Annotated in this window: 23 protein-coding genes; 14 read left to right on the forward strand and 9 right to left on the reverse strand. The window is 74.5% G+C overall.

Annotation, left to right across the window (positions count from 1 at the left end):
• Nucleotides 1–195: 195 nt before the first annotated feature.
• The gene (locus ACZ6RT_RS33705) at nucleotides 196–759 is read left to right on the forward strand and encodes a hypothetical protein (RefSeq protein WP_470157991.1); all 564 of its coding nucleotides are present in this window, start codon (nucleotides 196–198) and stop codon (nucleotides 757–759) included.
• 117 nt (nucleotides 760–876) lie between these two features.
• Here ACZ6RT_RS33705 and ACZ6RT_RS33710 read toward each other — a convergent pair whose 3' ends face one another.
• A complete protein-coding gene (locus ACZ6RT_RS33710) occupies nucleotides 877–2,100 on the reverse strand; it encodes a sensor histidine kinase (RefSeq protein ID WP_399192697.1) in 1,224 nt (407 codons plus the stop codon).
• Between the two features lie 128 nt (nucleotides 2,101–2,228).
• Nucleotides 2,229–2,882: a response regulator transcription factor gene (locus ACZ6RT_RS33715; RefSeq protein ID WP_470157993.1), complete on the reverse strand. Its 654-nt coding sequence runs from the start codon at nucleotides 2,880–2,882 to the stop codon at nucleotides 2,229–2,231.
• Between the two features lie 310 nt (nucleotides 2,883–3,192).
• On the opposite strand from ACZ6RT_RS33715, the gene ACZ6RT_RS33720 reads away from it, so the two are divergent.
• The 5 genes from ACZ6RT_RS33720 (at nucleotide 3,193) to ACZ6RT_RS33740 (ending at nucleotide 8,260) form a co-directional block, all read left to right on the forward strand.
• Nucleotides 3,193–4,263: a peptidoglycan-binding protein gene (locus tag ACZ6RT_RS33720; RefSeq protein WP_470157995.1), complete on the forward strand. Its 1,071-nt coding sequence runs from the start codon at nucleotides 3,193–3,195 to the stop codon at nucleotides 4,261–4,263.
• A complete protein-coding gene (locus ACZ6RT_RS33725; protein ID WP_399192703.1) occupies nucleotides 4,260–5,000 on the forward strand; it encodes an ABC transporter ATP-binding protein in 741 nt (246 codons plus the stop codon). Before ACZ6RT_RS33720 ends, ACZ6RT_RS33725 begins: the two co-directional genes overlap by 4 nt.
• Complete coding sequence (locus ACZ6RT_RS33730) at nucleotides 4,997–6,199, forward strand: ABC transporter permease (RefSeq protein WP_399192705.1); 1,203 nt, start codon at nucleotides 4,997–4,999, stop codon at nucleotides 6,197–6,199. The genes ACZ6RT_RS33725 and ACZ6RT_RS33730 overlap by 4 nt, the downstream gene beginning before the upstream one ends.
• 95 nt (nucleotides 6,200–6,294) lie before the next feature.
• Nucleotides 6,295–7,305: a LacI family DNA-binding transcriptional regulator gene (locus ACZ6RT_RS33735; protein WP_470157997.1), complete on the forward strand. Its 1,011-nt coding sequence runs from the start codon at nucleotides 6,295–6,297 to the stop codon at nucleotides 7,303–7,305.
• A 193-nt stretch (nucleotides 7,306–7,498) separates the two neighbouring features.
• Nucleotides 7,499–8,260 carry a class I SAM-dependent methyltransferase gene (locus ACZ6RT_RS33740; RefSeq protein ID WP_470157999.1) on the forward strand — a complete coding sequence of 254 codons (762 nt, stop codon included), beginning with the start codon at nucleotides 7,499–7,501 and terminating at the stop codon, nucleotides 8,258–8,260.
• 32 nt (nucleotides 8,261–8,292) lie between these two features.
• On the opposite strand, the gene ACZ6RT_RS33745 is transcribed toward ACZ6RT_RS33740, so the two are convergent.
• Both ACZ6RT_RS33745 and ACZ6RT_RS33750 read right to left on the reverse strand, forming a co-directional pair.
• The gene (locus ACZ6RT_RS33745; protein ID WP_470158000.1) at nucleotides 8,293–9,114 is read right to left on the reverse strand and encodes an alpha-lytic protease prodomain-containing protein; all 822 of its coding nucleotides are present in this window, start codon (nucleotides 9,112–9,114) and stop codon (nucleotides 8,293–8,295) included.
• 315 nt (nucleotides 9,115–9,429) lie between these two features.
• On the reverse strand, nucleotides 9,430–10,563 hold the full coding sequence (locus ACZ6RT_RS33750; protein ID WP_470158002.1) for a DUF4394 domain-containing protein: 1,134 nt from the start codon (nucleotides 10,561–10,563) through the stop codon (nucleotides 9,430–9,432).
• Nucleotides 10,564–10,823: 260 nt separating this feature from the next.
• Between ACZ6RT_RS33750 and ACZ6RT_RS33755 the strand changes: the two genes are divergently transcribed.
• From ACZ6RT_RS33755 to recD2, 5 genes are all read left to right on the forward strand, one after another.
• Nucleotides 10,824–11,018: a helix-turn-helix transcriptional regulator gene (locus ACZ6RT_RS33755; protein ID WP_344886784.1), complete on the forward strand. Its 195-nt coding sequence runs from the start codon at nucleotides 10,824–10,826 to the stop codon at nucleotides 11,016–11,018.
• Nucleotides 11,005–11,415, forward strand: coding sequence for a hypothetical protein (locus ACZ6RT_RS33760; protein WP_399192716.1), 411 nt, complete (start codon nucleotides 11,005–11,007; stop codon nucleotides 11,413–11,415). The genes ACZ6RT_RS33755 and ACZ6RT_RS33760 overlap by 14 nt, the downstream gene beginning before the upstream one ends.
• 237 nt (nucleotides 11,416–11,652) lie before the next feature.
• Nucleotides 11,653–11,853: a hypothetical protein gene (locus tag ACZ6RT_RS33765; RefSeq protein WP_399192718.1), complete on the forward strand. Its 201-nt coding sequence runs from the start codon at nucleotides 11,653–11,655 to the stop codon at nucleotides 11,851–11,853.
• Between the two features lie 279 nt (nucleotides 11,854–12,132).
• Nucleotides 12,133–12,915, forward strand: a complete 783-nt coding sequence (locus ACZ6RT_RS33770; protein ID WP_470158004.1) for an SDR family NAD(P)-dependent oxidoreductase — start codon at nucleotides 12,133–12,135, stop codon at nucleotides 12,913–12,915.
• Nucleotides 12,916–13,022: 107 nt separating this feature from the next.
• Nucleotides 13,023–15,236 (forward strand): SF1B family DNA helicase RecD2, encoded by a 2,214-nt coding sequence (gene recD2 / locus ACZ6RT_RS33775; protein ID WP_470158006.1) that lies wholly within the window; start codon nucleotides 13,023–13,025, stop codon nucleotides 15,234–15,236.
• A gap of 205 nt (nucleotides 15,237–15,441) precedes the next feature.
• On the opposite strand, the gene ACZ6RT_RS33780 is transcribed toward recD2, so the two are convergent.
• Nucleotides 15,442–16,110, reverse strand: coding sequence for an alpha/beta hydrolase (locus ACZ6RT_RS33780; protein ID WP_470158007.1), 669 nt, complete (start codon nucleotides 16,108–16,110; stop codon nucleotides 15,442–15,444).
• Nucleotides 16,111–16,236: 126 nt separating this feature from the next.
• Here ACZ6RT_RS33780 and ACZ6RT_RS33785 point away from each other — a divergent pair, with 126 nt between their 5' ends.
• The gene (locus ACZ6RT_RS33785) at nucleotides 16,237–17,556 is read left to right on the forward strand and encodes a sensor histidine kinase (protein WP_470158009.1); all 1,320 of its coding nucleotides are present in this window, start codon (nucleotides 16,237–16,239) and stop codon (nucleotides 17,554–17,556) included.
• Nucleotides 17,557–17,569: 13 nt separating this feature from the next.
• Nucleotides 17,570–18,214 (forward strand): LuxR C-terminal-related transcriptional regulator, encoded by a 645-nt coding sequence (locus tag ACZ6RT_RS33790; RefSeq protein ID WP_470158011.1) that lies wholly within the window; start codon nucleotides 17,570–17,572, stop codon nucleotides 18,212–18,214.
• Nucleotides 18,215–18,304: 90 nt separating this feature from the next.
• Here ACZ6RT_RS33790 and ACZ6RT_RS33795 read toward each other — a convergent pair whose 3' ends face one another.
• From ACZ6RT_RS33795 to ACZ6RT_RS33810, 4 genes are all read right to left on the reverse strand, one after another.
• A complete protein-coding gene (locus ACZ6RT_RS33795; protein ID WP_470158013.1) occupies nucleotides 18,305–19,108 on the reverse strand; it encodes an ArsR/SmtB family transcription factor in 804 nt (267 codons plus the stop codon).
• A gap of 151 nt (nucleotides 19,109–19,259) precedes the next feature.
• Complete coding sequence (locus ACZ6RT_RS33800) at nucleotides 19,260–19,589, reverse strand: STAS domain-containing protein (protein WP_470158014.1); 330 nt, start codon at nucleotides 19,587–19,589, stop codon at nucleotides 19,260–19,262.
• Between the two features lie 6 nt (nucleotides 19,590–19,595).
• Nucleotides 19,596–20,654 (reverse strand): B12-binding domain-containing protein, encoded by a 1,059-nt coding sequence (locus ACZ6RT_RS33805; RefSeq protein ID WP_399192734.1) that lies wholly within the window; start codon nucleotides 20,652–20,654, stop codon nucleotides 19,596–19,598.
• Nucleotides 20,651–22,459, reverse strand: coding sequence for a PP2C family protein-serine/threonine phosphatase (locus ACZ6RT_RS33810; protein ID WP_470158016.1), 1,809 nt, complete (start codon nucleotides 22,457–22,459; stop codon nucleotides 20,651–20,653). The genes ACZ6RT_RS33805 and ACZ6RT_RS33810 overlap by 4 nt, the downstream gene beginning before the upstream one ends.
• A gap of 381 nt (nucleotides 22,460–22,840) precedes the next feature.
• Here ACZ6RT_RS33810 and ACZ6RT_RS33815 point away from each other — a divergent pair, with 381 nt between their 5' ends.
• Nucleotides 22,841–24,070 (forward strand): L,D-transpeptidase, encoded by a 1,230-nt coding sequence (locus ACZ6RT_RS33815; RefSeq protein ID WP_470158018.1) that lies wholly within the window; start codon nucleotides 22,841–22,843, stop codon nucleotides 24,068–24,070.
• The last annotated feature ends 136 nt before the right edge of the window (nucleotides 24,071–24,206 follow it).

Raw genomic sequence — 24,206 nt, forward strand, 5'->3', positions numbered from 1 at the left:
CCTTGCCGTCATGTGATTCGTTCCTCAGGCGCATACGGATGCAGGCAGGGAGAAATTTCCCTGTCGCTCTGATCGGGCGCCGGGCCGGGCCGATCCGGAGGGCTTGCCGGGCTTACACCTCGCTAACCTCCGCCTCCGTAGACAGGGTGCACCTCCGGGAGGCGTCCGACCTCCCGGGGACGGAGGTGCATCCACATGACTTTCCGGCGTGCGGCACTGCTCGTCGGGGTGCTCGCGGCCCTGGCCCCGGCCGGCTGCGGTCAGGCACCCACAGGGGGCGGTGTCGCCTCGGTGGCCGACACCGTCCGGCCCTCGTCGGGGGCCTCGCCCTCGGTGTCGCCCTCGGCGTCCCCCGACCCTCTCGCGTTCGCCCGGTGCATGCGCGAGAACGGGATCGACATGGCCGACCCCGAGCCCGGCGGCCCGGCCAGGATCCACGTCAGGGGCAAGGACAAGGGCGCCGTGGAGAAGGCGCACAAGGCCTGCTCGAAGTACATGGGGGGCGGGGAGGGCAAGGCGCGTGTCGACCCCGAGGCCCACGACCGGCTGCTGGCGTTCGCCAGGTGCATGCGTGAGCACGGCGTCGACATGGCCGACCCCGTGCCCGGTGACGGCAGGGTGATGATCAAGCGTCCCGAGGGGGGTGAGGCGGCCTCGGAGAAGGCCCACAAGGCCTGCGAGCATCACCTGCCGGGACGGCCGGGCGGCGGCCCGGGGGGTCCGGAGGGCTCGGAGGGCTCCGGCGACGGCGCCGGGTGAGCGGCTGAGCCCCGCGGTCCCGTTCACGTGAGGAGTACCGGGTGACGCGACGGCCGGAACACCGGGGCCCGGCCGGAACACCCGTCCAGAGACCGGGGCCGCGCGGGCCGGGGCCGCCTACGCGGCCGATCCCGGCCCGGCCAGGCGCGCGGCACGGGCCGCCTCGTGCGCCAGGGGCAGCCGTACCGTGACGGACAGGCCGCCGCCGGGGCGCGGCACGGCCGTCACGGTGCCGTCGTGCGCCACCACGATGGCCCGTACGATCGACAGGCCCAGACCGGCTCCCTGGGCCGAGCCGATCCGGTCGTGCAGACGGCGGAACGGCTCGAACAGGTCACCGGCCTCGTGGGCGGGGACGAGCGGGCCGGTGTTGTCCACGACGAGCGTGAGCTCCTCGCCGCTCGCGGCCAGCCGTACCTGCACGTGACCGTCCGGGACGTTGTACTTGAGGGCGTTCTCGACCAGGTTGAACACGCAGCGTTCCAGCAGCAGCGCGTCGCCGCGGGTAGGGGCGGGCGACAGGTCGGCCCGCAGCGCGACGCCGCGCCGGCGCGCGGTGGCCCCGAGCTGTTCCAGCGCCGACGCCGCGACGTGCTCCAGGTCCACCGGCCTGCGGGCGACCAGCTCGTTCTCCGAACGGGCCAGCAGCAGCAACCCCTCGATGAGCCGCTCGTGGCGCGCGTTGACGCCGAGCAGTGCCCGGCCGAGCGCGTGCACGTCGCCGGAGGCGTCCGGCTCCTCCAGCGCCACCTCGATCAGCGTCCGGTTGACCGCGATGGGCGTGCGCAGCTCGTGGGAGGCGTTGGTGACGAAGCGGCGCTGGGCGTCGAAGGAGCGCTGGAGGCGGTCGAGCATCGCGTCGAAGGTGTCGGCCAGGCGTTTGACGTGGTCGGGCGGGCCGTCCAGCGCGATGCGCTCGTGCAGGGTGCTCTCCGACAGGCGTTCGGCGGTACCGGTCACCCGCTGCAGGGGGCGCAGTGCCCGGTCGGTCATCAGCAGGCCGAGCAGGGTCGCGACCACGCCGATCACCACGAGCCCGATCACCGAGTTGCGCAGCAGCTCCGCCAGCACGTCGGCCTTGCCGGCCTCCACCTGATGGAGCAGGTCTCCGGCGGTGCGCAGGAAGAACTCCTCCTGCGGCGGCGGCAGCGGTCTTTGCAGGGGGTCGTCCTTGGGGACCGACGAGATGCGGGTGACGATCCGCTGCTGCATGGTCCGGGCCGTCAGCGCGTAGGTGACCCAGAGCAGGATCGCGCCCGCGCCGAAGAACAGGCCGCCGTACAGGAGGGTCAGGCGGGTGCGCAGCCCGAACCCGCGCCAGGCCCGGAGCCGTTCCCGCACCCGTCCGGCCGCCCTTCCCGCCCGTGCCTTCCTCTCCGCCCGCGCGCTCCCTCCCCGCGACCGCGACGACGGTGACGACGGTGACGGCTGCGAGGGCCGCGGGCGCGGGGGCCGGGGGGCGAGGCCGGTCACAGGCGGTATCCCCGTCCCGGGACGGTCTCGATGACCGGCGGGTCGCCGAGCTTCCTGCGCAGCGTCGTCATCGCCACCCGCAGCGCCCCGGTGCCCGACTCGTAGTACTCGTCCCAGGCCCGGGCGAGCAGGTCGCGGGTGCGCACCACCTCGCCGTCGGCCAGCAGCAGCACCTGCAGCAACGCGAACTCCTTGCGGGTCAGGGCCAGGTGCGCGCCGTCCCTGGTCACGGTCCGCCCGGCCGGGTCCAGCCGCACCCCGGCGCGCTCCAGCACCACGGGCCTCACCGAGGCCGTGCGCCGGGCCAGCGCGCGCACCCGGGCGGCCAGCTCGGCGATCGCGAAGGGCTTGGGCAGGTAGTCGTCGGCGCCCAGCCCGAGCCCGTCCACCCGCTCGCCCACCCCGCCCATCGCGGTCAGCATCAGGATCCCCCCGCCGCCGCCCATCGCGACCAGCCTCCGGCAGACCTCGTCGCCGTGCAGCCCCGGCAGGTCGCGGTCCAGCACCACCACGTCGTAGCCGGTGTGTCCCAGCCGCTCCATGGCCTGCGCGCCGTCGTAGGCGACGTCCACGGCGATGGCCCGCCGCCGCAGGGCACGGGCGATGGCGTCGGCCATCTCGTCCTCGTCCTCGACCACCAGCACGCGCATGCCCGCACCTCCGCCGACCAGCGTGGGCCATCGGATGTTAGGCCGCGATAAGCCCGCGCGCCGCCGCGACGCCCGGCCGCTCCCGGGGCGTCCGTACACCGTCCGTACACCGTCCGTACACCGTCCGTACGCGTCCTTGGGCGTCGTCCGCACGACGTCCTTCGCCGTCGGTACGCGATGGGCCCGCGCGGCGGGGCTTACGGGCCGCTAACCCCGGCCGCCGTAGACATCGGACCGTGCCGCGGGCGTGCGTCCCGCCGGTACGGAGGTGAGCACAGATGACGACTCCCGCAGGTGGCGGAGGCGGCGGATGAGACGTGGCAGAGCGGTGCTGGCCGGGACGGTGGCCGCCGTGGTGCTCGGCGGGGCGGCCGCCGCGGCGGTGGGCCTGGACGGCACCGGGGAGGCGGCCGGGCCGTCGGCGCCACCGGTGCCGCCGACGGCGGAGATCACCCGTGGCGACGTGGTGGACACCACCTCGGTCGCCGGCAGGCTGACCTACTCGGGGGAGTACACGGCGGTCGCGGGTGCCGGCGGCACGGTGACCACGGTGCCGGCCGAGGGGCGGGTGATCCGCCGGGGCCGGGCGCTGCTGAGGATCGACCGCAGGCCCTTGACGCTGATGTACGGCCGGGTGCCGCTGTACCGGCCGCTGCGGTCCGGCGTGGACGACGGGCCCGACGTCGAGCAGCTCGAACGCAACCTCAGGGCGCTGGGGTACGGCGAGGACCTGACGGTGGACGAGGAGTTCACCTCCCTCACCTCCTCGGCGGTCCAGGAGTGGCAGCGAGATCGCGGCCTGCCGCAGACCGGTGTCGTCGACGCCGCCCAGGTGGTCTTCCTGGACGGCCCGGTACGGGTGGCCGAGGTGGCCGCGAAGGTGGGCGACCGGGTGCGTGCCGGCGCGCGGGTCCTGACCCTGACCGGTACCCGCCGGATCGTGCAGGTCGACCTGGACACCGAGGACCAGCAGATGGCCCGCAAGGGTGCCGGGGTGCGGGTGGAGCTGCCCGGCGGGCGCGAGCTCAAGGGGAGGATCACCTTCGTCGGCTCGGTCGCCAAGGCCGCTCCGGGCCAGGGGGAGGAGCAGGAAGGGGCCTCGACGATCGACGTCGAGATCACCCTGGCCAAGGGCTCCACCGGAAGGCTGGACCAGGCGCCGGTGACGGTGGAGATGGAGAGCGAACGGGTGCGCGACGTGCTGAAGGTCCCCATCGAAGCGCTGCTGGCGCTGCGCGAGGGCGGTTTCGCCGTCGAGGTCGTGCAGGGCTCGGCGACCCGGCTGGTGCCGGTGCAGACCGGCGCGTACGGCGGCGGGGACGTCGAGATCGAGGGCGCGGGCCTGGCGCAGGGCATGAAGGTCGGGGTGCCGCGCTCGTGAACATCGTCGAGCTCACCGGGGTGACCAAGCTGTACGGGCAGGGGGTGGCCGCATTGCGCGGGGTGGACCTGCGGATCGGCGCGGGCGAGCTGCTCGCGATCGTCGGCCCGTCCGGTTCGGGCAAGTCCACCCTGCTGCACATGATCGGGACCCTGGACCGGCCCACGGCCGGCACGATCAGGATCGCCGGCCACGACGTCGGCGCGCTGGGCGACCGCGAGCTGTCCGCGCTGCGCTCGCGTCACCTGGGCTTCGTCTTCCAGCAGTTCCACCTGGCCGCGGGGGTGAGCGCCCTGGACAACGTCGCCGACGGCCTGCTGTACGCCGGTCCGCGTCTGCGCGAGCGGCGCGAGCGGGCCGCGGCCGCGCTGGAGCGGGTCGGGCTGGGCCACCGGCTCGGGCACCGGCCCCACCAGCTGTCGGGCGGGGAGCAGCAGCGGGTCGCGGTGGCCAGGGCGGTGGTCGGCGAGCCGCCCCTGCTGCTGGCCGACGAGCCCACCGGCAACCTCGACAGCGCCTCAGGCGCCGAGGTGCTCGGCGTGCTGGGCGCCCTGCACGCCACGGGCACCACGATCGCGGTGATCACCCACGACGACGGGATCGCCGCGTGGGCGCCGCGCCGGGTGCGGGTCAGGGACGGCCTGATCGTCTCCGGCGCCGGCCCCGCGGCCCGCGACCACGACGACCACGACGACCACGCCGATCACGCCGGGGACGCCGGGCAGGTGACCCGGTGAGCGGCGCGAACGAGCGGCTCCGGCCGCCGCGGCTGCGCGTGGGCGACGTGCTCAGGGTCGGCGCCGCCGGGTTGCGCGCCCGGCCGGCGCGGGTGACGCTGTCGGCGCTGGGCATCGCGATCGGCATCGCCACCATGGTCGCGGTGATCGGCATCTCCTCCTCCTCCCGGGAGGACCTGCTGCGCAGGCTCGACGGGCTCGGCACCAACCTGCTGACCGTCGAGGCCGGGCAGACCGTGTTCGGCGGCCAGACCCGGCTGCCGGTCGGCGCGCCCGACATGGTCCGCAGGATCGCGCCGGTCACCAGCGCGGCCGCCACCGGGACCGTGGAGGCCACGGTCCGGCGTACCGGCAAGATCTCCAAGAGCGTGACCGGGGGCATCGCGGTGCGGGCCGCCGACGTCGAGCTGCTCACCACCCTGCAGGGGACGGTACGGGCGGGCACCTGGCTCAACGCCGCGACCGCCCGCTATCCGGCGGTCGTGCTGGGGCCGGTGGCCGCCGAGCGGCTCGGCCTGACCGGGCCGGGTGCCCAGGTGTGGATCGGCGGGCGGTGGTTCAGCGTCATCGGCGTCCTGGACGCCCTGCCGCTGGCGCCGGAGATCGAACGCTCGGCTCTGGTCGGGTTCGAGGCCGCCGAACGCTACCTGGACTTCGACGGCCACCCGACCACCATCTACGAGCGCTCCGCGGACGCGGCCGTGGAGGCGGTACGCGAGGTGCTGCCGCGGACGGTCGATCCGCAGAACCCGGAGGAGGTGAACGTCAGCCGTCCCTCGGACGCCCTGAGCGCCAAGGCGGCCGCGGCCGGCGCGTTCACCGGTCTCATGCTGGGCCTGGGGGCGGTGGCGCTGCTGGTCGGCGGCGTCGGCGTGGCCAACACGATGGTGATCTCCGTGCTCGAGCGGCGCAGGGAGGTGGGCCTGCGCCGCTCGCTGGGGGCGACGCGGGGGCAGGTGCGCGTGCAGTTCCTGGCCGAGTCGCTGCTGCTGTCGGCGCTCGGAGGGGTGGCCGGGTCGGCGCTCGGCGCGCTGGCCAGTACCGGTTACGCGCTGTCCAAGGGCTGGCCCGCGGTGGTGCCGCCGTGGGCGTTCGGCGGCGCGATCGGCGCGACGCTGGTCATCGGCACGCTCGCCGGGCTGTATCCGGCGATGCGCGCAGCCCGCCTGCCGCCTACCGAGGCGCTGGCGGCGACCTGAGGTCTCGCGTGCAGTGCCGGGGCGCTTGGTACGATTCCCGCCCAGGAGATCGCGTCTCCGGCCGGTTCCGGTGCGCTTTGCGTCAGGGGTGACACGTGGCGGACCGCACGACCATCTACGACGTCGCCGGCGCGGCGGGCGTCAGCATCTCCACCGTCTCCCTGGCCCTGAACTCCCCGGCCAGGGTCAGCCAGGAGACCCGCCGCAAGGTCCTGGAGGCCGCCGACGCGCTCGGTTTCGTCCCCAAGCAGGACGCGGTCGCCAAGGCCCGCCGGGGCGTGGGGCGCGTCGGGGTGATCGCCCCCTTCACCTCCTACCCGTCGGTGGCCCGGCGGTTGAACGGCATCCTGGCAGCCGTCGGCGACCGGCCCCTGGAGGTCGTGCTGTTCGACCAGGAGTCGGCCGCGCAGAGCTCCTCGCCGCTGCTGGCCGGGCTGCCCATCACCGGGCGGCTGGACGGGCTCGTCGTCGTCAGCCTCTGCCTGGAGAAGGCGGTGGCCGATCGCCTGGTCGCCGCGCGGCTGCCCACGGCGCTGGTCGACGTCCGCCACGCGGGCTTCGACTCGGTGCACACCGACGACGCCGCAGGCGGCCGGATGGTGGCCGAGCACCTGCTCGCCGCGGGTCACCGCCGGTTCGCCTTCCTGGGCGAGGCGCAGCGGTCGGGCCTGTACGTCTCGCCGTCCCAGCGGCGCCTGGCCGGCTACCGTGAGGCCCTGGCCGAGGCGGGCCTTCCCCTGGCCGAGGGTGACGTGCGGCTGAGCGGGCACGACCTGGCCGCGGCCCGCGCCGCGGCCGGGGAACTGCTGTCGGGGCCGGGGCGCCCTTCGGCCGTCTTCGCCGCCGACGACACCCTCGCGGCGGGGGTGCTGCGGGCCGCGGGCGACCTGGGCCTGGCCGTGCCCGGTGACCTGGCGGTGGTCGGCTTCGACGACGGCGACCTGGCCGAGGCCCTGGACCTCACCACGGTGCGCCAGCCCCTGGAGGACTCCGGCCGTACCGCGATGGAGCTGCTGCTGCGGCGGCTGGAGCGGCCCGGGACCGCCCGCCAGGTGACGCTGGAGCTGCACCTGATCACCCGGGGCACGAGCGCGCCCGGACACTGAGCCTGCACCGGGCCTGCACCGGGGATGTTCGCCCCGACGCTTCGGTGGTGACCACGGGTCCCCTGGCCGAGCTCGCCGGCGACGGGCGCTGGAGTTCGCCAGGCGCCCGCCCGGGCGCGAGCCGGCAGGGGGCCCCGGGGCGGGAGGGGAATATTCGATGGCCCGGCCGCGCCCCGGCCGGGATCATGAAGGCATGTCACGAACATTCGAGGACCTGGTGGCCGAGGCCGAGGCCGTTTCGGTGGACGGCTGGGACTTCTCCTGGCTGCGCGGCAGGGCCGAGGAGCAGCGTCCTTCGTGGGGGTACCAGCGCCTGATGAGCGAGCGGCTGGGCCGGGTCTCGGCCGCGCTGGACATCCAGACCGGTGGCGGGGAGGTCCTCGCCGGGGCGCGGCGGCTGCCGCCGGTGATGGCGGCCACCGAGTCCTGGCCGCCGAACATCGCCCGGGCGACCAGGTTGCTGCACCCGCTGGGCGCGCTCGTCGTCGCCGACGCCGACGAGCCGCCGCTGCCGTTCGCCGACGAGGCCTTCGACCTGGTGACCAGCCGCCATCCGGTGACCGTCTGGTGGCAGGAGATCGCCCGGGTGCTCCGGCCCGGGGGGACGTACCTGTCGCAGCAGGTGGGGCATGCCAGCGTCGCCGAGCTCGCCGAGTACTTCCTGGGCCCGCCGCCACCGGGAGCCGCCCGTCACCGCCACCCCGACGACGCGCGCCGGGAGGCCGAGGCGGCGGGGCTGGAGGTCACCGACCTGCGTTTCGAGTCCCTGCCGATGGCGTTCTTCGACGTCGGCGCGGTGGTCTACTTCCTGCGCAAGGTGATCTGGATCGTCCCGGGCTTCACCGTCGAGCGCCACCGCGACCGGTTGCGGGAGCTGCACGACAGGATCGAGGCCGAGGGACCGTTCACGGCCCGGTCGACGCGCTTCCTCATCGAGGCGCGCAAGCCCGCCTGAGCGCCCGCGCCGCACCGGCCGGGGCCGCGGGACTACGGGCGCACCCGCTCCGCGGGGGACGGGGGGACGGCTTGCGGGCGCACCCGCTGCGGGACCGACGACGGCCGGGAGGCCGGCCCCGGCTGCTCGGTGGAGGGCAGCACGACCACCGCGGCCGAGTTCACCCCGATGGACTTGATGATCCTCTCGGTCGTCGTGGGCCTCTGGGAGAGCACGACGACCCTGTTCAGCCTCACGTCGATGTAACGCACGCTGGCGCCCGCGGGATGGGCGGACAGGACGGCGTCGATCCTCTTGCGGATCGGGATCAGCTGCGCCAGCGACCACCTGACCACCGTGGGGCGGGCACCGGCTGCGGTGATCCTGGGGACGTCGGCGGCGCTGACGGTGGCCACCACCAGCGTCTGGGACAGCAGCCCGCTGAACCAGGACCCGGCGAAGCGGGTGCCCAGCTCCTCGCGCAGCCGTGCCTCGACCGAGGACAGCGCGATCTCGTTCAGCAGCCGTTCGTAGACCTGTTCCCTTCTGAGGCCGAGGTCGCGCTGGAGCGCGGCCAGCATGTCCGGCGGCACCCACGGCACCTTCGGCGGCGGGGTCACCGCCTGCAGGCGGGACGGCCGGGCGCCGGGCGCCGTCCGTGCCGGGGACGCGGGGGTCACCACAGGCGCGGGGGCCGCCTCCGGTGCCCGGGTCGCGCGCGGGGAGGGCGGGGCCTGGGGCGGGCCGGCCCGGCCCACGGCCGTCGCGGCCAGGGGGAGCACGCCCGGCCCGACGATGGCGGCCAAGGCGGCCAGGGCGGTGAGCGCGATGAGCGTCAGGGCACGTCCCATGCTGGCGGTGTGGTTGCGCGACATGCGTGCTCTCCTGGGCCTCGGCTTTCACAGCGGGAGGGGGAGCGTCCGCGCGTCGCTGGTCGATCGCACGACGCGGGCGAGGCCACCCTAGAACAACCGGTGCCCCCGGGACCGGTGGAGGCCGTACGCCACGCGGGTGAAGCCCTCCGGCGGGCACGCGGCCGCAGCGGGAGCGGGGCAGGGGCCGCAGCGGGCGCGGGACCTGCGGCGGTGCCGGGCGCGGGGTCGTGGCAGGACCGGCCGCAGGACCCGCGGCGGACCCGCGGCGGGGTCGTGACGCGGTCGTGGCGGGGTCGCGGCGGGGCCGGGTGCGGGTCAGCCGCGGTCGAGCCGGATCGCGATGTCGATGACCTGGCGGCGGGCGGGAAAGACGCCGTAGCGGTAGTTGACGGCGCCGGTGAGCAGGTTGAGGCCGTACAGGCCGTAGCGGCCGGCGACCTTCAGCGTGGCGAAGGCGCTGTTGGAGACGGTGATCCCGCCGCGCAGCGAGCTGTGGACGTCGAACCCCACCGGGCCGCTCGCGGCCACCCGCAGGTTGCCGGTGGGGGTCAGCACGCCGGTGTCGGCGGGTGACTGCAGGCTCAGCCGGTCGGCGACGGTGTCCACGGTGAAGAGCGCGGTGGCGGTGGCGGGGCTGAGGTCGTTGTTGATGTGCGCGGCGCCCGAGACGCCGAGCACGACGGCGAGCGCGGCGGCCGGTGCGGTCGGCGGTGCGGTCGGCGGTGCGGGCACGGCGGTGGTGGCGGTGGTGGCGGGAGGCACGGCGGGCGGCGCGGGCACGGCGGGCGGCGCGGGCGGCGCGGTGGGTGACGGGAGGGACGGGGCGGTCAGCGGCCTGCCGGTCACGGTCCGGCCCGCGGCCGTCACCCCTTCCGGGCCGCCGGCGGCACCGAGACCCTCCAGGTCGTGCCGCAGGTTCTGCCCGGTGTCGCCGACCACGCGCAGCACGTCGGCGACCGGATCGAAGTCGACGCCGAAGGACGAGCCGCTGAGCGCCACCGTCAGCTGGGAGGCCTTGGTGGCCCTGGCCGACCCGGTGAGCCTGTACACGCCGCCGTGGTCCCCGACGCCGTACAGCTCGCCGTCCTGGACGCGGTGGTCGATGCCGACGATCCTCGTGTCGTCCCGGAGGCCGTGGATGCGGCCCAGGTCGCGAAGGCGGGCGGGGAAGCGGATGTCGAAGGCCACCAGGCGCTGGTCCGGGGTCAGCCCGACGACGGTGATCCCTCCCTTGGCCCGGGCCGCGTTCCCGCTCGTGGCGCCCGCCGTACCGGACGCGGCGGTGCCCCTGGCACCGTCCGGCGTGCTCCCGGGGATGGTGCCGGCGCTGGTGCCGATCACGCCCTGACGGCCGGGCCCGGCCGGGGCCGGTTGCGAGGCGGGCCCCGGGACCGGTACGGCCGCCGCCGTGCCCAGCGCCAGCAGGACGGTGGTCAAGCTCCTTCGCATGTGCCTCTCCTTCGCGATGGGGCGCGTGCCGCCCGGGCACCGACGGTCACCTGACGGATGGTAGGTCCTCCGTCACACAGGGCGATGGCGCGATCCGGCCAAGGGATCCCCAAAGGGCCCGCCGCCCGGCCCCCTCGCCGGTGCCGCGCCCCCCTTCTCGCGGTCGCGACGGCGCTCCGGGCGCCCCCGGCAGACCCGGGACGACCCCCTGGATGTAAAGCACGCTTGACACTTCCCGTGCTGTAAAGCATGCTTTACATATGCGCAACACGGTGCGGGAACTACGGACGCGGCGCGGCCTGTCGCAGGGGGACCTCGCGACGGCCATGGGCGTCTCGCGCCAGACCATCAACTCGATCGAGACAGGACGGTACCTGCCGTCCCTGCCGCTCGCGATCGCGTTGTCACGCTTTTTCGGTACAACGGTGGAGGAGGTCTTCGATGTCGACCGATGAGGGTACGACGCACGAGACACGGTCATGGAAACGATGGATCACCCCCGGGGCCGCCGTCCTGGGCGGCCTGGTCTACCTGGCGAGCGGCCTGTCCGGGGGGGATCGCACCTTCGCGCTCGGCGGGCTCGCCGTCATGCTCGCCCTCGCGCTGGCGCTGGTCATTCTGGCCCGCAGGAGCGAGACGGTCGCGGGCCTGCTCGACCGCAAGGACGAGCGGATCAACCACATCGACGGCGAGGCGACCGGCATCGCGGGCATGACGCTGATGGCCGCCGTCGTGATCGGTTTCGTCGTCGAGATCGCCCAGGGGCAGGACGGCCACCCCTACGGCGTGCTGGCCATGATCGCCGGGGTCGCCTACGTCCTCGCGCTCGTCGTGCTGCGCATCCGCCGCTGATCACACCCGGACGGGCCGCGACGGCGTGCCCCCGGCCCGGCCGGGCGGCCGGACCCCCGTACCGGATTCCTTTCCGGTACGGCGGACACCGGCCGGGCCCTGGTCCCGCGGCCCCGGGAGGGCCGTGAGCACCGCGGATGCGGGGGAGCGGTGATTGGGCGGGCCGGACCGGGGCAGGCACAGCGCGATCACCTTTCCGCCCGTCCACCACGGGCGCCGTCATATTCGGGAGGAACCATGTCGCACTCCGAACCCACCTCCGACCAGGACGTTCCGCTGGCGGACCGCCGGGCGGACCAGCAGGACCTCCACGAGGAACCAGACTTCGCCGACGAGTTCGCCCCTTCGCCGACCGACCCGGCCGGCCAGCCCGAGGACGACCCGAACACCGCCGTCCACGGGGAGGACGAGGGCTACGACAGGCCCACCTCGTCCTGAAGGGGCTCGACCCCCTTTCCCACCCGGCCGTCCCGCCCGCACGGGCAGGACGGCCGACCCCTGCCCAGCGCCCCCGGCTCCCTCACGGTATCGAAGTGCTTCGATAGAAGCAATTGACAGGAGGGTGGGTGATCCCTTCTCATGGGGGGCGGCCGGTCCCGCCACCGAAGGGCACCGGCCACCGGCGCCCTTCGCCCGAGACGGCCGGGAGTCCGGGACGACCGAGGCCGAGGACGGCCGAAACGGCAGGGGCGCCCCGACCGGAAGGGGACTGTGAGCATGAGCCGTTCGTACGTGGTGACCGGAGGGGGCCGCGGCATCGGCCGGGCGGTGGTCGAGCGCCTGCTCGCCGACGACCACGGCGGCGGCGGCGGTGTGGTCGTCGTCGAGCGCGACCCGGCCGCCCTGGCCTGGCTGGGCGACCACCCCGCGGCGGCGCGCCTGAGCGGCGTGGCCGGGGACGCCGCGGACGAGACCGTGGCCGAACGCGCGGCCGACCTCGCCCAGGCGGCCGGCACCCTCACCGGCTGGGTCAACAACGCGGCCGTCTTCCAGGACGCCCGCCTGCACCGCGATCCGCCCCGGCGGGTGCTGGAGCTCATCGGCGCCAACCTCGACGGCGCCGTCGTCGGCTGCGCCGTCGCGATCCGCCGCTTCCTGGCCGGCCAGGGCCCCGGGGCCATCGTCAACGTCTCCTCCCACCAGGCCCGCCGGGCGGTACCGGGCTGCCTGCCCTACGTCACGGCCAAGGCCGCCGTCGAGGGGATGACCCGGGCCCTGGCGGTGGAGTACGGCCCGCACGGCATCCGCGTCAACGCCGTGGCGCCCGGCTCGGTGCGCACCGAGCGCTACGAGGACCTCCTCGCCTCCCAAGGGCCCGAGGCCGCCGCCCGCATCGAGCGGCAGATGGCGCAGCTGCACCCGCTGGGCCGCGTCGCCCGCGCCGAGGAGGTCGCGTCCGCGATCGTCCACCTGCTCGGCGACGACGCCGCCTTCATCACCGGCGCCACCGTTCCCGTCGACGGCGGACGATCGGTCCTGGCCCACGACCCCGAGGCGTAGCGGCCCGGGTTCCCGGCGGTGATCAGGCCGCGCGGCCGCTGGCCTACACTTGCGCCAGCGGATCCGCAGAGCTCCGCGGGGCGGGGACCCGGGGGAGGGGAGGGGGCGTGCAGTCAGCCGAACGCGGCGTCTCGGCCACGCTGGACGCGGTCCTGGAGCGCATCACCTACGCCAACGAGGAGACCGGCTACACCATCGCGCGGGTGGCCACCGACCGCTCCGGCGCCGACCTGCTGACCGTGGTCGGCCCCCTGCTGGGCGCCCAGCCCGGCGAGTCACTGCGGCTGACCGGCCGCTGGACCTCCCACCCCCGCTACGGCAAGCAGTTCGAGGTGTGGTCCTACACCACCGTGCTGCCCGCCACCGTGCAGGGCATCCGCCGCTACCTGGGCTCAGGACTGATCAAGGGCATCGGCCCCAAGATGGCCGACCGCATCGTCGACCACTTCGGCGTCGACACCCTGGAGGTCATCGAGACCACCCCCGAACGGCTCGTCGAGGTCCCGGGCCTGGGCCCCAAGCGCACCAAGATGATCGGCGTCGCCTGGGAGGAACAGAAGATCATCAAAGAGGTGATGATCTTCCTGCAGGGCGTCGGCGTCTCCACCTCCATCGCGGTGCGCATCTTCAAGCAGTACGGCGACCGCTCCATCACCGTCGTCAGGACCGAGCCCTACCGGCTGGCCGACGACGTGTGGGGCATCGGCTTCAAGACCGCCGACACCATCGCCCAGGCCGTCGGCATCCCGCACGACAGCCCCGAGCGCGTCAAGGCCGGCCTGCGCTACACCCTGTCGCAGGCCGCCGACGACGGCCACTGCTACCTGCCCGCCCCCAACCTCGTCGCCGACGCGGTCAAGATCCTGGAGGTCGGCGCCGAGCTCACCACCCGCTGCCTGGAGGAGCTCGTCGTCGAACAGGGCGTCGTCCGCGAGGACGTCCCCGTCGGCGAGGGAAGCGTCCCCGCGGTCTACCTGGTGCCCTTCCACCGCGCCGAGCTGTCCCTGGCCGGCGCGCTGCGCACCCTGCTGACCTGCGAGCACGACCGCCTGGGCGTCTTCTCCGGCGTCGACTGGGACACCGCCCTGAAATGGCTGCGCACCAGGACCGGCGCCGACCTGGCCGAGGAACAGGCCCACTCGGTACGCCTGGCGCTGACCCGCAAGGTCGCGGTGCTCACCGGCGGCCCCGGCTGCGGCAAGAGCTTCACGGTGCGCTCCATCGTCACCCTGGCCCGCGCCAAGAAGGCCAAGGTCATCCTGGCCGCCCCCACCGGCAGGGCCGCCAAGCGCCTGGCCGAGCTGACCGGCCACGAGGCCACCACCGTGCACCGGCTGCTGCAGCTGCGCCCGGGCGGGGAGGCCACCTTCGACCGCGACAACCCCCTCGACGCCGACCTCGTCGTGGTCGACGAGGCCTCCATGCTGGACCTGCTGCTGGCCAACAAGCTCGTCAAGGCCATCGCCCCGGGCACCCACCTCCTGTTCGTCGGCGACGTCGACCAGCTGCCCTCGGTCGGCGCCGGCGAGGTCCTGCGCGACCTGCTGGCCGCCGAGGAGGAGATCCCCCGGGTACGGCTGACCCACATCTTCCGCCAGGCCCAGGAGTCGGGGGTGGTCGTCAACGCCCACCGCGTCAACACCGGCCTGCCCCCGGCGCTCGCGGGCATGAACGACTTCTTCCTGTTCCCCTGCGAGGAGCCCGAGGAGATCGCCGCCCTCACCGTCGACGTCGTCGCCAACCGCATCCCGCGCCGTTTCGGCCTCAACCCGCGCCGTGACGTGCAGGTCCTGGCCCCGATGCACCGCGGCGCCGCCGGAGCCGGCAACCTCAACAACGCCCTGCAGGAGGCCCTGACCCCCTCCCGCGAGAACATGCCCGAACGCCGCTACGGAGGACGGGTCTACCGCATCGGCGACAAGGTCACCCAGCTGCGCAACAACTACGAGAAGGGCGCGGCCGGGGTGTTCAACGGCACCGTGGGAACCGTCGTCGACATCAGGCCCGACGAGCACAAGCTGACCGTGCTGACCGACGAGGACGAGAACGTCGAGTACGTCTTCGACGAGCTCGACGAGCTCGCCCACGCCTACGCGGTGTCGATCCACCGCTCCCAGGGGAGCGAGTACCCGGCCGTGGTCATCCCGCTGGCCACCAGCGCCTGGATGATGCTGCAGCGCAACCTGCTCTACACCGCCATCACCCGCGCCAAGAAGCTCGTCGTCATCGTCGGCTCACGGCGCGCGCTGGCCCAGGCGGTACGCACCCGCGGCGCCGGGCGGCGCCACACCAGCCTCACCCACCGGCTGCGCCACCCCTGAGCCCGCACGTGGGCCCGTACGTGGGCCCGCCGGCCCGGCTCGCCATCTGGCCCCCCTTGAAGCCCTTCCGAGCCCTCCCAGCCCCCGGATCAACCGGGATGCCCGGCTCCCGACACGCCGCGGTGCCGGGACCGCCCCGCCAAGGGCCGCCCCGGCACCGCCCACCGCCCCACCGCCACCTCGGTGCCACCGGGCGACGGTGAGGTCATTCGGCCGGGCAGACCGTGCCCGGCGCGGGCAGCGTCAGATCGATCAGGTAGGCGGTGGCGTACCTGATCGGGCACTTCCTGCCCATCAGGTACAGGGCATGCCCGGGGCCGTCGTAGGCCACCGTGACCGAGCCGGGGATCATCGCGGTGAAGCTCTCGGTCCACACCTGGTCACCCGGCATGGCCCAGACCCGCATGTTGCCGACGATCATCTCGGCGAAACCGGACCCGTCGCCACCCCGGGCCCGCTTCACCGCGTCGGCGAACGCCAGCCATCCGGAATGGCCGGGTCCCGGGTCGGGCGGGAAACCGAGGGAGCGCAGATGCCACCCTGTCAGCTCCGCCTTCCCGAACCCGGCGGTGGTGACCGCGATCGGCTCACGGTCGGCGTCGGCGGTCAGCTCGCGCCACAGGGCCCCGGCGTCCTGACCGTGCAGCGCGCAGGCCGGTGTGGCCGCGCACCAGCGGGTGAAACCGGCGAACACCCTCTCCGCCGGGCGCAGCCACATCGTCATCTGATCGAAGAACCCCCGGGTCTGGTTGATCACCCCGTCGAGGTACACGGCGCGGATGCGCCGCGGGAACAGCCGGGCGTAGGCGGCCGAGGCCACCCCGCCGTAGGAGTTGGCCATGAAGCTCAGCCTCTCCTCGCCCTCCACTCTCATCCGGCCCGGCGGACGGCACCACCGGGATGTCCGCCGTATCGGTGCGGGGGATGTCCCGGTGGGGACGACCGGCTGGTGCGGCCCGTCCGTGATCGGTCACCCTGGAGGCGACATCGGAGGAGGGGCATGGACGAGCGCGCGGGTCACGGTGTGCCGCCCTGGCGGGTGCTGCTCGGCGCCCCGCTGCGGGCATGGGCGTGGCGCGAGCTGGCGTACACGCTGGCGATCGTGCCGATGGCCGTCGCCGGGACGCTCTACCTGCTCGTCGTGGCACTGAGCGCGTTGATGACGACCAGCCTCGTCGGGGTACCGCTGCTGGCGCTGTGCGTGCTGGGCGCCAGAGGCCTGGGCAGGGTCAACCGCGCGCTGGCCGTGACGCTGGCCGCGGTGGCGATCCCCGCCCCTCCCGCCCCGCGCCCGGGGCCGGGCCTGCTCGACCGGCTCGCCGCGGCGCTCGGCGACGTCACCGGGTGGCGCGCCGTCGCCCACGGCGTGGCGCGGCTGCCGGCGGCGGTGCCGGCGCTCGCGGCCGCCGCCGGGCTGTGGGGCCTGGGCGTGGTCCTGCTGACCTGCCCGCTGTGGTGGCGCGGCGGCGTCTTCCCCGCCCTGACGCCCGGCACCTGGGCCGGCGCGCTGCTCATGGGCGTGGCCGGGGCGGCGCTGCTGGTGGCGGCCCCGTGGGGGCTTCACCTGGCGCTGGCGCCCGAGCGGTGGATCGCGCGTGCCCTGCTGGGACCCACCCGCGGCGCCCTGCGGATCCGCGCGCTGGAGGAGACGCGCACGCGCGCCGTGGACGACGCGGCCGCCGAGCTGCGCCGTATCGAACGCGACCTGCACGACGGCACGGCGGCCCGGCTGGTGACGCTGGCGATGACGCTGGGCATGGCCCAGGAGGACCTCACCCACGCTGCCCACGCTGCCCACGCAGCCCGCACCGCCCGTACGGCTCACGACGGGAGCGACGGGAGCGAGCACCTCGAGCGCGCCCGCGCGCTCGTCGACGGCGCGCACCGCAACGCCAAGGACACCCTGACCGAGCTGCGCGAACTGATCCACGGCATCCACCCGGCCGCGCTGGACAAGGGCCTGGAGGTCGCCCTGACCACCCTGGCGGCGCGCAACCCGCTGCCCGTCACCGTGCGGGCCGACCTGCCGCGGCGGCCCTCGCCCGCGGTGGAGAGCATCGTCTTCTTCTGCACGGCGGAACTGCTCGCCAACGTCGTCAAGCACAGCGGCGCCCGGCGGGCCCGCGTCGAGGTAGGGGCGCACCGTGGCCTGCTGCGCCTGCTGGTACGCGACGACGGCACCGGCGGCGCCGTGATGGGCGCCGGAACCGGGCTGAGCGGCCTGGCCGGCCGGATCGGCGTGGTGGACGGAACGATCACCGTTCACAGCCCGCACGGAGGGCCTACGGTGGTCACCGTCGAGCTGCCCCTGCACATCTGAACGGAAAAGCCGCATGCGCATCGTGATCGCCGAGGACGCCGTGATGCTCAGGGACGGCCTGTGCCTGCTGCTGACCTCCCGCGGCCACGAGGTGGCCGCGGCCGTGGGGGACGGCGAGGCGCTGCGGGCGGCGGTGGACGAGCACCGCCCCGACCTCGCGGTGATCGACGTGCGCATGCCGCCCACCCACACCGACGAGGGCCTGCGCGCCGCGATCGAGATCCGCCGCGCCCACCCGCGGGTGGGCCTGCTGGTGTTCTCCCAGTACATCGAGACCCACTACGCCGCCCGGCTGCTGGCCGGCGGGGCCCACGGGGTGGGATACCTGCTGAAGGAACGCGTCGCCGACGTCAAGGACTTCCTGGAGGCCCTGCGGCGGATCGCGGCGGGGGAGACCGTCCTGGACCCGCAGGTCGTCACCCAGATCATGGGCGCCGCGAAACGGGCGGAGGCACTGCGGGACCTCACCCCCAGGGAGCGCGAGGTGCTGTCGCTGATGGCCCAGGGGCGCTCCAACAGCGCGATCGCCGAGGCGTTGTTCCTGTCCTACGGCTCGGTGGAGAAGCACGTGACGCAGATCTTCACCAAGCTCGGCCTGCCCCCGTCCGACAACGACCACCGCCGGGTGCTCGCCGTCCTGCACTACCTGCAGACCTGAGCACGCCCGGCCCGCCGCCGTGCTCTCGTTCCCGTGCTCTCGTTCCCGTGCCCGAACAAGGCGTGCCCGGCGTGGTCCCGGGGCGCGGGGTCACGCGGGCGCGGTGCCGTGCTCCGGTGACAGGCCCAGCAGATCTTGCAGGGCCCGCTGCCCGGCCGCGCTGACGGCCAGGGCGCGCTCGGAGCCGATCCGGGTCACCCACCCGCGCTCCAGCGCGGTCGCGCACAGGACCGCTCCGGCGCTGCCGGCCAGGTGCGGGCGGCGTTCGGTCCAGTCCAGGCAGGCCCTGGCCATCGGACGGCGGCCGCCCGCGGGCAGCCGCGCGCCGAGGTCGGTGGCGAACCATTCCAGCCCGGCCCGGCTGAGCGCGAACCCTCCCTCCTGCCACAGCAGCCCGCGCGCGGTGAGCGCGTCGGTGATCGCCACCCCGAGCCGGCCGGCCAGGTGGTCGTAGCAGGTACGCGCCTGCGCCATCGCCCGTGCCGCTCCGGCGGCGCGCAGCGTCCCCGGCCGGGCGGCACCACCCGTACCGCTCCGGCCCCCCGCCCCGTGACCGGACCCGCCGGTACGGCCGGGTTCGCCGGGTTCGCGGGGTTCGCCGGGGCGGCCGGTCGTCAGGGCGCAGGCGGCCAGGTCCTCCACGAGCTGGGCCACCTGCGGCGAGGCCAGGCGCACGTACCGGTGACGCCCCCGGCGCTCCTCGGCCAGCAGCCCGCCGCCGACGAGCCGCGACAGGTGCTCGCTGGCGGTCGAGGCCGCCACCTGCGCGTGCGCGGCCAGCCGGCCGGCGCTCCAGGCCCGCCCGTCCAGCAGGGCCAGGCAGAAACGGGCACGGGTGTCGTCGGCGAGCAGGGCGGCCAGGGCCGCCAGCGGCACCGGGGCGGTGGAGCTCATCGCCCCATCATCGGCCCACCCCGCCCGGCCCGTTCACCCGCCCCCACCGAACGCCCCGACGGCGCCCGCCCGGCCCGCTCAGCCCGCCCGGCGGGCCTGGACGTCCTCGGCCGGCCCCGGCCGGTCGCGGCCGGAGCGCGGGGAGCGGGCCTCACTCCGGCGGCAGCCGGAAGACCTGGTCCAGGGCCGTCACCCGGAACAGGTGACGCAGGTAGGACGTCAGCGCGACGATCCGCATGCTCGCCCGGTGCTCACCGGCGCAGTTGTAGACGTTGATCAGCGCCGCCACCCCGGAGGAGTCGACGAAGTCCAACCCTGACAGATCCAGCGCCAGATCGCTCACCTGCCCGGAGAACAACTCCCGCACGAAGGCGAACAGCTCCGGCGCGGTGTCGTAGTCCAGATCACCGGTCAGCACGAGCAGGGTCGTGTCCGGAGGAACGGCACGCACCTCGGTACGGAACGGGGTCTTTTCCAGCATCTGTCGTCAGATCTCCTGATCGGCGCGGGTGAAGCGCGCCACCTCGATCCCCTGGGCCAGCATGCGGCGGGCCCGGGGGAAGTCTCGTAGTTCGTCGTGAAGGACACCCAGTCCCACCCGCAGTGCCTCGGCCGTGACCCCGCGCGCGCCCAGCACCGACCCGGTCCAGCCGACGAAGTCGGTGAACACCGGCGCGTCGTCGACGTACAGCGCCGCGCCCAAAAAGTCGATCAGGTGGCCCAGGTCCTCGGCGGTGGCCTCCAGCTGCTGGGGATCGTAGGCCGCCACCGGCGGGTAGGTGCGGGCCAGGGCCGCCATCGCCCGCTCCAGCAGCTCGGCGCGCCGGCGCCGCAGGTGGGTGTACTCCTCGTCGCCCAGGTGGGCCAGCGCGCCGGGCACCGCCGGCAGCGCGGGCACGCCCTCGCGCTCCAGCCGGTCGGCGGCGGCGTCGGCGGCGGGCGCCCAGGCGTCGGCGCCCAGCAGCCGCGCGTAGCGGCCGTCGCGGCCGAACCCGCCGCCCCCGGCCATCACCGGCACCCCGGCGCTCTGGCAGGCGGTGATCGTGGCGTGCGCGCGGGGCAGGCGGGTGGCCAGCGCGCAGCCCAGCGCGACGACGTCGGGACCGCTCTGGTGCAGATGGGTGATCAGATGCGGGCCCGGCACGTCGGCGCCCAGGAAGTCGACCCGCCAGCCGCGCAGCCGCAGCACCTCGGCCAGCAGGCGGGTGGGCAGCGCGTGGTACTCGCCGTCGGTGCAGGCCACGGTCACGCGCCCGCGGGTGGGCCGGGGGCGCACGTACGTGGCGATCGCGGCGACGGCGCGTTCGCTGACGGCGGTGGCGCCGTGCTCGCGGGCCACCGACCACTCGTTGGCCGCCCACAGCTCCCCGATGCGCCGCTGGGCGGGCGCGATGAGCTCCAGCAGCAGCCGCTCGGGATCGGCCCCCGCCCGCAGCAGGCCCACCACCAGGTCGACGGCGGCGAACTCGTCGGCGCGCCCGACGCACTCGAGGTAGTCCTCACCCGCGCGGGCCAGGCCGGCGCCGGTCAGGGCGGCCGTGCTCATCGCCGGGGCCTGGCGCGCACGGCCAGCAGCGCCCGGTCGTCCTGGACCTCGCCGCCCAGCCAGTCGGTACTGATCTGCTCCAGCCGTTCGACCACCGCCGCCGCGGGCATGCCCGCGCACTCGGCCAGCGCGTTCTTGAGCCGTTGCTCGCCGTACATCTGCCGGCCGGTGGGCCCGCCGAACGCCTCGGTGATCCCGTCGCTGTAGAGCAGGCACAGCTCGCCGGGGGCCAGGTCGATCTCGGCGGGGGTCAGCACCGTGCGGGAGAGCGCGCCGAGCATGGAGCCGCGGGCCGGGCACTCGTGCACGCTGCCGTCGCGGCGCAGGATCAGCGGCGGAGGATGGCCGGCCACCGCCAGGCCGACGCGCAGGTGACCGTCGTCGGTGGCCCGCACCGTGGCCAGCACCAGGGTGACGTAGGGGTTGGGGGTGGGCGAGCCCAGCAGGGAGCGGTTCAGCAGCGACACCAGCCGTTCGGGGCGCTCCTCGACCAGCAGCAGGCTGCGCAGGCAGTGACGGACCTGCCCGGCCAGCACGGCGGCGCGCGGCCCCTTGCCGCACACGTCGCCCAGGACCACCATCGCCTCGGCCGGTGAGCCCCCGAACCCCCCGAACCCCCCGAAGCCCTCGGAGCCGGCGGGAGCGTCGGGGTCGGTGGGGTCGGTGGGGTCGGTGGTGGCGGGGGAGCCGGGCGCGGGGGGATCGGGCAGGTAGACGTCGTAGAAGTCACCGCCGATGAGACCGGCCTGGCGGGCGGCGCGCAGCGATCCGGCCAGCTCCACCCCGCGCAGGTGCGGCAGCGCGGGGGGCAGCAGGTCGTCGCTGAGGATGGCGTTGGTGGTGCTCTGCTCCTGGTAGAGGGCGGCGGCCGAGATGGCCGCCCCGGCCCGGGCGGCGAACAGCCGCACCAGGGTCTCGGCGTCCTCGTCGAAGGTCGGCCCGTCGGCGCGGCGGGCCAGTACCAGCGCGCCGGCCGGCACCCCGTTGCCCGGCAGCGGCGTGACGATCAGGTGCCCGGCCGGGCCGAACTCCTCCGGCAGCACCCATTCGGGCACCTGGCCGGGGTCCAGCCAGCGGCTGGGCACCGGCGGGAACCCGGCCAGCGCCTCGGTCAGCCCGGGCACCTGCCCGACGGCGTTCAGGGCGACACCGCCCTCCTGCAGGCGCCGATCGTCGCCGCTCAGGCGCAGCCAGTCGGCCCGGCGGCGCCCGGTGGGCGGCAGCACGACCATCGCGGTGTCGGCCAGGAGGGGAACGGCCAGCTCGATCGCGATGCGGGCGCAGCGTCGCAGGTTCAGCGAGGCCGACAGCCTGTGCCCGGCCTCGATGAGGAACGCGGTGCGTCCCCGCTCGGCCAGCAGCGCGTCGGTCCTGGCCGACTCGGCGCTGACGTCACGCAGGTACCAGGCCCGGTGGGCGACGCCGAAGCTCTCGCGGCGCACCAGCAGCCGCCGCCCTTCGTGCTCGTGCTCGCGGCTCTCCCCTTCGGCCGCCCGCCCCTCCAGCAGCGCCGCGGCCGGGCCCGGGGACGGCACGTGGCCCGGGACGATCTGCGGTGCCAGCTCGGCCGCGACGGCGTTGCGCATCACGACCACGCCGGAGGCGTCGCACACGACGATCCCCTCGCCGCACTCCTGCACGATGGCGCGCAGCAGCCGCTCGCCCGGCGCGCGCCCGTACGGGGGGTCGGGCTCGGCGCCGTGCTCACCGCAGGGACGTCGCCCGGCGGACGGGCCGGGGACGCCGTCGGCCTGGCCCAGGCCGGTCAGACCGGCCAGGCCGCCGATGGAGGAAGGTCCTGTCATCACCCGGGGCTTTCCGTTCGCGTAGAGGCAGACCAGATTATCTTTTCGCCGCCCGGGGGCGGACCGGCCTGGGCCGGACGGGCGGGGAGCGGCGCTGGGAAGACCCGTGGACACCACCCTGCCCGCCGCCGCGGCGTTGATGCACACCGGCCCCGGCGGGGACGGCGTACCTGGCCGACGGCGGTTTCGGCCCGGTGCCCCCGCCGCCGCCCCGAAGACGGTCCCGGCTGGTCACCGCGGCGTCACGTGATCGGGGTCCGGTGTTTTTCCGGCCTTACGAAGAGACCGAAATGTTACCAAACCGGGCGCAACCATGCTCAGCCACCATGCATCTCCTATTAGTGTTTTAAGCGCACTTTGTTGTAGTGGGGGAGAGAAATTGTGCTGATCGTAGAAAGCCGACACCTCAGGACGCCGCTGGCCGGTCTGGCCCTGGCGACCGCGGCGGTGCTGGCCACCGCCTGCTCCGGGGGGGCCGCTACGAAGGACTCCGGAGCCAGGCCCGGCTCCGGGACCGAGGCGGCACCCGCCGCCTCCAGCACGCCCACACCCGCCGCGCCCGTCATAAAGATCAGCCCCGCCGACGGCGGCAAGAGCGTGCGCCCCAACAAGAAGGTCGTCGTCACCGCCACCGGCGGCGCCCTGGAGGAGGTCGTCGTCAAAAGCGGCGACCAGCCCCTCGACGGCGACTTCGACGCCGAGCGCACCCGCTGGGTCTCCAGCACCCCCATGATCCCCGCCAGCGACTACACCGTCTCGGCACGCGCCGTCGACGGCACCACCGCCACCAGCTCCTTCCGCACCCTCAAACCCGAGCGCGAACTCCAGGTCGCCGACGTGACCCCGGCCGTCAAGGGCGAGAAGGTCGGCGTGGGAGCCCCCATCATCGTCACCTTCAACCAGCAGATCACCGCCAAGGCCGGCAAGGCGGCCGTGGAAAGGGCCCTGGAGGTCACCTCGGAAAAGCCCGCCCAGGGCGCCTGGAGGTGGATCAACGACACCACCGTGATCTACCGCACCGCGAAATTCTGGCAGCCCCACCAGAAGGTGACCTTCACCGCCCGCCTCAAGGGCGTCCAGGGCGGCAAGGACATGTACGGCACCAAGAACACCACCAAGGTCATCCGCATCGGCCCCGCCCAGATCGCCACCATCGACACCCGCAAGCACAAGATGATCGTCAAGCGCGACGGCAAGGTCGTGCAGACCATGCTCATCAGCGCCGGCAACGCCACCACCCGCGAGTACACCACCACCAGCGGCATCCACCTGGTGATGGGCAAGTCCAACCCCGAGCGCATGATCTCCCCGGGCCGCAAGAAGGGCGACCCCGGCTACTACGACCTCATGATCAACCACGCCGTCCGCTTCTCCAACAGCGGCGAGTACGTCCACGCCCTCAACAACGTCTGGGCCCAGGGCCGCCGCAACGTCAGCCACGGATGCATCAACTCCCGCCCCGACCAGGCCCGGTGGTACTACAACCAGGTCCAGCGCGGTGACGTGATCACCATCAAGGGCACCGACCGCGAGATGGAGTGGAACAACGGCTGGGGTTTCTGGCAGATGCCCTTCAAGCAGTGGAAGAAGGGCAGCGCCGTCAGCGGCTGACGCCACCCAACAGACCGCGAGGGGGGGGGGGGGGGGGGGGGGGGGGGGGGACCCCCCCCCCCCCCCCCCCCCCCCCCCCCCCGCCGCCGCCGACCACGCCTTCGCCCTGCTCCCGGCGATCGGCTGACCGCCCCGC

This window comes from Streptosporangium sp. NPDC050148 (assembly GCF_055586505.1).